General features: G+C 61.7%; 4 protein-coding genes and 1 pseudogene. 2 read left to right on the top strand and 3 right to left on the bottom strand.

Annotated features, from left to right (window positions below):
• A pseudogene (locus L6990_RS11590) lies at positions 1-132 on the top strand (IS481 family transposase); the annotation flags it as partial.
• Between the two features lie 181 nt (positions 133-313).
• On the opposite strand, the gene L6990_RS11585 reads toward L6990_RS11590, so the two are convergent.
• The 3 genes from L6990_RS11585 to L6990_RS11575 all read right to left on the bottom strand — a co-directional run bounded on the left by L6990_RS11585 (position 314) and on the right by L6990_RS11575 (position 5,665).
• Entirely contained in the window at positions 314-856 is a 543-nt protein-coding gene (locus L6990_RS11585) for a TetR/AcrR family transcriptional regulator (RefSeq protein WP_237204364.1), read from the bottom strand.
• A 17-nt stretch (positions 857-873) separates the two neighbouring features.
• Complete coding sequence (locus L6990_RS11580) at positions 874-2,379, bottom strand: MFS transporter (RefSeq protein WP_237204363.1); 1,506 nt, start codon at positions 2,377-2,379, stop codon at positions 874-876.
• 193 nt (positions 2,380-2,572) lie between these two features.
• Positions 2,573-5,665 (bottom strand): Tn3 family transposase, encoded by a 3,093-nt coding sequence (locus tag L6990_RS11575; RefSeq protein WP_237204362.1) that lies wholly within the window; start codon positions 5,663-5,665, stop codon positions 2,573-2,575.
• Positions 5,666-5,899: 234 nt separating this feature from the next.
• Here L6990_RS11575 and L6990_RS11570 point away from each other — a divergent pair, with 234 nt between their 5' ends.
• Positions 5,900-6,565 (top strand): DNA-processing protein DprA, encoded by a 666-nt coding sequence (locus L6990_RS11570; RefSeq protein ID WP_190265262.1) that lies wholly within the window; start codon positions 5,900-5,902, stop codon positions 6,563-6,565.
• Positions 6,566-6,907: the final 342 nt, after the last annotated feature.

Below are 6,907 nucleotides of genomic sequence, written 5' to 3'. Positions count from 1 at the left end.
TACGGTTCAGAGGCCGAACGACGCCTGGCGCTGCCCGGCTGGCTCCACTTCTACAACCACCACCGACACCACTCTGCGATTGGCGGCGTACCCTTCGACCGACTCAACAACGTCCCTGGACATCACACCTAGGGCAGTCGTCTCGGTGACGTACTTCAAGAACATCCCTATCAGCAGGCCGCCCCAGGTGGCGGCTTCGCCGATCGTTGCGAGAGTAAACAACCGCCCCATGAGACTCGACTTGCCTCTCGGACTGGTAAGGGGGTAGGTGGTGCTGTCCTTGTTTGCTGTGGTGGTTGCTGGTTGAGGGTAGTTAGGCATTGCGAGTGATCTTTCGGGCGAGACGTTCGGACACTGCGTGCCGCAGTGCCGGATCGAGGTGTTCATGAGTGATCGCCTCGAAGAGCCACAACCCATCGGAGGCAAGCCGGACGATAAACCGCTCCAGATCTTCTTCGGACGCGTCTGCTGCGGGTATTGGTGGTGCCCACTTGGCCATGACGGTCTCCCACTGTGCGGAATACTGTGCCGAGGTGGAGCCTTCGATGATGAACAACAATTCAGCGCGCTTCGCACCGGTCGCGTTAACTTTTGCGTAAGCGGCATGACGCTCCGCTGGTGTGGCGGTGTCGTCAGGTTTCCCCAAGGCGGCAATCATCGCGTCCTCCCATTCCTGGGCGAGGTGTTCGTGCACGGCTTCAACGAGTTCTTCACGGGAGGCAAAATGGTACAAGAGTCCACCCTTAGTCAGTCCTGCTTCTTCGGCGACGGCGTCGTAGGTGAAGCTTCTGATGCCCTCGCGCTGAACAACACGAGCCGCCGCCTCGAGGATCTTTGACCGGTTACTGGTTCTCATGCTTTTCTCCTGAGGGGTTAGTGGCTGACAACGGCGTCAGTTTGTGCGGTGGCGGGGCCGTTATGCCTGAGCAGGAATCCAGTCAGGATTGCACCAACGGCGAGGACTGCGACAATAACGATCATGACCGTGAAGTAGGCACCATCGAAGGCCTGGGAAGCGGCTGAGAATAGCTCTGAACCGGCCTCACCGCGATCGTGTGCAAGAGCCAAGGCACTGTCTAAGCTCTCGGCAGCGGTGCCGGGTATCCCGGCCGGAACGTTGATCGTTGCCGTGTAAATCGCGCTCAGCATGCTGCCGAGCACTGCTACGGCGGTCAGGCCGCCAAATTCGTAGGACACTTCCTCTACGGAGGATGCCATCCCGGCCCGGCTCACAGGTACGTTGCCAATGATCGCGGTGGAGGCAACGGACATCGCTGCCCCCAACCCCGCACCGGTGAGCACAAGGCCAGCGATGAGCATGCCGAAGTTCGAGTCAAAGTTGAACAAGACAAGAACCGCTCCCGGGACGCTCAGGGCGAATCCGCCAGCAATAAGGGGCAGGAGCCCGACTTTCCAGAGGATACTCCCGCCGAGGATCGCCGTTGGCAAGGTCCCTGCCGCGACCGCTGCGACGAGCAGACCAGCTTCAAGGGGTGTGAATCCTTCGATGAGCTGGAATCGTTGGGTCGTGATGAGCTGGATACCGGCGACGGCAAACATCGCTACACCGGCCGCGAAGACACCTGCGGTAAACGCAGGATTACGGAAGATCTTAAAGTCAAGCAATGGGTGCTCAAGTCTGCCCTGCCGATGTACGAAGGCCCACCCGCCTGCAACGCTTGCGACAACGGCGATGATCACTAGAGGGGAAGGCTGCCGAGCTACTTCCTTGATCGCAATCACCAGGCCAACCAGGGTCACCAGTGCGAAGACTGAGGAGATCAAGTCCCACGATTTTGAACGGTCTGGATCGTTTTTCGGCGCCAAGATCATAGTCGCAATGACTGCCAGGATGACTACGGGAACATTGATCAAGAACACCGCACCCCACGGGAAACTCAGCAGCAATAGCCCGCTGACGATGGGGCCCAACGCCATGCCGACGACGGCTATGGTTCCCCAGATCGCGACCGCGACGTTGCGTTCACGCTCGTCCTCGAACGTGATGCGAATCAGGGCCAGCGTCGCCGGCATCATCGCCGCAGCACCCACAGCGAGGATCGCCCGGGCAGCGATAAGAACCTCAGGAGTCGGTGAGAACGCCGCCAAAATCGAGGCCAGTCCGAAAATCACCAACCCGATCAAAAACATCTTGCGATGCCCCACCCTGTCCCCCAAAGTGCCAGCCCCGAGCAGCAGCCCGGCCATCACCACCGGATAGGCGTTAATGATCCACAGGCTCTGGGAACTACTCGCACCCAGATCCGTCACCAGGGTAGGCAAAGCTGTGTAAAGAATGGAGTTATCCAACGCGATCAGCAACAACCCTGCCGACACTGTCGCCAACAACACCCACCGGCGATTTGAACTCATTGTCATGTCATCTCCTCAATCATAGTCATAACTATACCTTTTGAAAGGTATAGTTATGATCATGGGGAAGAAGTGTGACAAGAGCACATGAGCTTAAATGCCAACAGTGGACTAGGGCATGAAGTCTTGGCAGCACCGGCTCCAATACCGTTTGGTGGTATTCACTTGCCCACGATTTTTCACGTATTCACCATCATCCCTATTCGTCATCGGTGGAAATCGTCGGGTCACGCAACGGCCTGAGGGTGCCATCCGAGAGCATGGTGAAGGCGTACCTGCCGTGGACATTGATGTGCGCGTCCCCCAGGGGAGAAAGCCTCGCCACATCCTTGTCATCCACAAGATGCCCCTGCTCCCGCAGTGCGGCCAAGGCAGCGTCGATGTAGCGGGTGTTCCATAGGATGACCGCGTTCAAAACGAGCCCCAGGGCACCGAGCTGGTCCTCCTGACCCTCACGGTACCGCTGGCGTAGTTCCCCACGCTGGCCATAGAAGATTTTCCGTGCCATGCGGTGCCGGGATTCCTGAACGGTGAGTTGAACGTGGATCGATCGACGATAGCTCTCATCATCCGGGTCGTACATCGCCAGCAGATGCAGAGTCTTCGCTGCCCGTCCATAATCGGAGAACGCTGCCCCGAGCGGGGTGGGGTTGCCGTCGCGGCCCAGCATCCGCAACAGGTCATAGCCGGCGACCGAACCGCTGTGCAGAGACCCCACCACGCGCAGCATGTCAGCCCATTGGTCCCGGATGCGCCCGGCGGAAAGCTTGTTCGTCGCGACCGCGTTCAGGACACCATAATCAGCAGCGGGCCCGCCGGGAACGGTGAGGCGCCACAGACGCTGGTCAGGCATGTCGGCCAATCGCGGGCTGAACTGGTAGCCCAGCAGACGGAAGAGCCCAAACACGATATCGGAGTAGGAAGCGGTATCCGTCGCGATCATCTGCGGTGCAGCTCCGCCATCACGGTTGAGGATCACATCTAGGACATGCAAGGAGTCGCGCATCGTGCCGGTCACCACCACGGCCCCGATGCCGGAGACCTGGTCGTTGATGGCGTTGAGCCAGGTCACGCCACGGCCCTGACCAAAATAGTGTGGATTCGGGCCGGCATCCAGAGTGCGGACCGGGACCACGAACCGCAACCCGTCGACGGAGGCCACCAGCCCACCGCCCCATGCCCGGGCCGTGGGAACACCGGCCTGGGCCTCGATTAGGCGAGCGTTGGCGGCAGCCAGGGTATCGCTGCGCAGGTAGTTCTGCGCCACATGTGAGAGCCGGCGACGGCTCAGTGCCGGATGCCCGTGCTTGATAACCGGCGCGAACCCAAGGTTGCAGCCTTCAGCGATCAGCACCGCGGCCATCGAGGTCGCCAGATCGGTGAGCCTGGAACCGGAGGCCTGCCCCGTCATCCCCAGATGGGTGAAGTCGTCCAGATAGCCGGTCCAGGTGTTCACTTCCAGTAGTACGTCAGGGAGATCCACTCGAGGCAGCATTCGCTCGACGGTGTCCCGCAACGCAGTCAGCGTGTCCGGATCCGGCACCGCTTCCAGCCGTGACTGATGGATTCGCGTGCGCCCATCGGGGCCCGTTTCCAAACGAAGAGGGACAGCGCTTGTGGTCGTTTCAGTGGGTTGGATCCGGGCGGCGAGGCCCGTGTAAGCCGTGTCCAGTCGTGCGGCAAGGTCGCTAAGGTGCGCATCAACGGGGTCCTGTAATCGCAGTGCTGTGAGAACATCGGGACGGGCCTGTTCCCACGCCTCACCATCTAAGAGGCGCGCCCGAGGGTCGCCCCACCGGGCAGAATCCACCACGTACACATCCCGACGACGCAACGCCCGATGTAATGCCTCGAGCACGCAGAGCGTGTAGGCCCGATGATCCACGGGATCCTCCGGCGATTCCGGAGAAGGAAACACCAGCCGTCGCCACGACCCGAGCACGACCTCATCTACAATCTCTGCCCGGGCAACCCGCTTGCGTCCAACCAAGAACCCCAGGCCCTTCACCGCGGTCAACAGTGCAGTGCCCGCCGGGGTTGCGGCCAGTGGCAGAACCTCGGAGATCGCTGGCACAAAGGGCCGGACCGTGGCATATCGCTTCACCAGTTCCGCCTGCCCCTGGTCCGCGTCGTCCCCGGCATCGGGTGCCAGCTCGGCAACGGTCGCCACCGCGGACATTAGCTTCTCCCTCGATATGGCCTCTTGCAACCGGGTCCACGCCTCAGCCGGGTCCAGCCCCGTACACTGGGCCTCGGCACATTCGAGCATCACCTTCGCCGCTGCAGCCAACGTCACCGATGCCCGCCTCAACTGAGGCAAGGACTTCATCCGGTCCTTGGCCGATGCGCGCACTGCGGGCCCGATGAGCTTGGTCGCCATCAGAACGGAGAACAAGTCAAGGGCATCATCAACCGCCGATACCTGTAACGCCCCGGCGGTGGCCGCCAACGTCGCCCACCGGCGATGTTCCGGCATCCGTCGCAGCGCCGCAGCATCCGATGACAGACCCTGTCGTGCAAGCACCTGGATACGCCCCGCCGGAATCTCGCCCAGATCAACGTCGCCGACACCCAGCCCGGCAATCTCCGCAGCGCGCTCCAAGGCCCGGACCATCTCCGGGCCCGAGGCTCGAGTTGGGGCGCGACGCAGCCGCTCCCAACCCGAGGACCGTGAATCAGCCGGTACCGTGAGTAAACCATCAAGACCACGACCAAGTTCCGGGGAGACTCGATCCGACAGCACCGAATACAACCTATCGCCAGCCGCGCCCCTGGCCTCGCCGACGAGTCTGGCCAACACACTCACCCCCGGTAACAGCACCTGCTCCGCACGAAGCCACGCTACCCCCTGATCGAACAGCTGGGTCGGCCGCTCGGCCCGCGTCCACGCACGAGCTGTCAGGAAGCTCTTGAATTCGGCGACCGTTTCGGGCTCAGACAACCGTCGGTACCCATACACTCGGGCTATCTCCCAGCGGTGTTCGTAGGGGGTTTTTGGCCGCTCTGCGTAACTCCCCAAAACGGAACCATCGGTGATCCCGAGTTGCGATGCCACGAAGTCAACCACCGCTTCTGGTACCGCCACCGGATCATCAAGAAACGTCCCCAGAAAACGCAGTGTCCCCAACTGCAAACCAAACCCAAGCTGGCTACCTTCGCCACGGCGGCGACCAACCAAATCCATATCCCGGTCATCAAGAAAGAAGAACCGTTCCAATTCGGCTCGTGAAACCGGACCTGAGAATTGGCCGTACACCGCTACTTGGTCATCACTGAGAAATTCAACTGGCATGGCACCAACCTAAGCCAATCGCGAAGACTTAGCGCCAACCACTGTTCCGCTACAGCTCAGACCCCACCTCCGCGCAAGTGCTTTCGCGGCATATCCTCGCTCGCTGCGCTCGCTCCGGTATTCCACGGTCACTTGCACTCCGGCTGCGCTCTCTGCGCGGCACATTCGTGCCTTCACGGCAAAAAACGTGAGGGATAAGGGGAACTACCCCGACCCGCTCGGAAGGAGCACACCATGTCTGATCTGGCAACGCTTACCGCCCATTCGCACCCGGCATTCTTCGGCCGACTGAGCGCTATCGGCACCACCGCCCCAACGCGCATTTGGGCACGCGGCGACCTGTCGCTGCTCGACCAGCTCGACCAGACCGTGAACATCGACGGATCGCGCGCCAGCACCGCCTACGGCACGCAGATCACGGCCGAGTTCGTCGCTGACCTCGCACGCGATTACGTCACCATGACGGGCACCGCCTACGGCATCAACGCGGCCGCCGCCCGCGCAGCGCTCGCCCAGGGCGACCGACTCATAATCTGGCAGGCATCCGGCCACGGCCGACCCTACCCCGAGGCTCACCGGCAGCTCATCGACACCATCGAGGCCGCACCGAACACGCTGCTGCTCACCGCAGTTGAACCGGGCGCAGCACCCACCCGATTCCGGTTCATTGAGCGCTCGCGCCTGGCAGCCCTCGCCGCAGGAACAACGCTCATCACCGAGGCAGGCGCGCGCAGTGGCGCACTGCTCGGTGCACGCATCGCACACGCCGCAGGCCGCAACGTCGCAGCGATCCCCGGCCCGATCACCAGCGCCGCCAGCGCAGGATCACACCAGCTCATCAGCGACGGCGTAGCTCGACTCGCAGCCACCCCCAAGCAGGTGCGCCAGCTCATCCCGTGACCAGGCAAGCCCTAATAGGCCGATAAGACCTATTAGGGCCGCAGCTAGTCTGCGTATTGCATCAGATGAATCACCACGGTCCCCCGGGCGACATGGTGCTGCGAGACGTCTGGCGAGGGCTCTGACCTGCGCAGATGCCTCTCCGTACACGATGTCGAGCAGCGGTAAGGCGCCCGGGGCTGTGCGTGGACGCGTTTGAGCCGGTTACGCAGACAGGCTCTGTTGCAAAAATCGTGAAGCTTGAGCATGCTTGGCGGAGATTGGACGGACGGAACGATGACGGATTTCAAGTGGCGCCATTTCCAGGGTGATGTGATCCTGTGGGCGGTGCGCTGGTATTGT

The organism is Rothia endophytica, assembly GCF_928381505.1.
Taxonomy (GTDB): domain Bacteria; phylum Actinomycetota; class Actinomycetes; order Actinomycetales; family Micrococcaceae; genus Rothia; species Rothia endophytica_A.
This window is presented reverse-complemented; position numbering and strand designations above follow the sequence as displayed.

What these genes read in the sequence shown, in the direction of transcription:
- L6990_RS11575 (WP_237204362.1), bottom strand. Translation starts at nt 5,665, where the DNA reads ATGCCAGTTGAATTTCTCAGTGATGACCAAGTAGCGGTGTACGGCCAA.
- L6990_RS11580 (WP_237204363.1), bottom strand. Translation starts at nt 2,379, where the DNA reads ATGACAATGAGTTCAAATCGCCGGTGGGTGTTGTTGGCGACAGTGTCG.
- L6990_RS11585 (WP_237204364.1), bottom strand. Translation starts at nt 856, where the DNA reads ATGAGAACCAGTAACCGGTCAAAGATCCTCGAGGCGGCGGCTCGTGTT.
- L6990_RS11570 (WP_190265262.1), top strand. Translation starts at nt 5,900, where the DNA reads ATGTCTGATCTGGCAACGCTTACCGCCCATTCGCACCCGGCATTCTTC.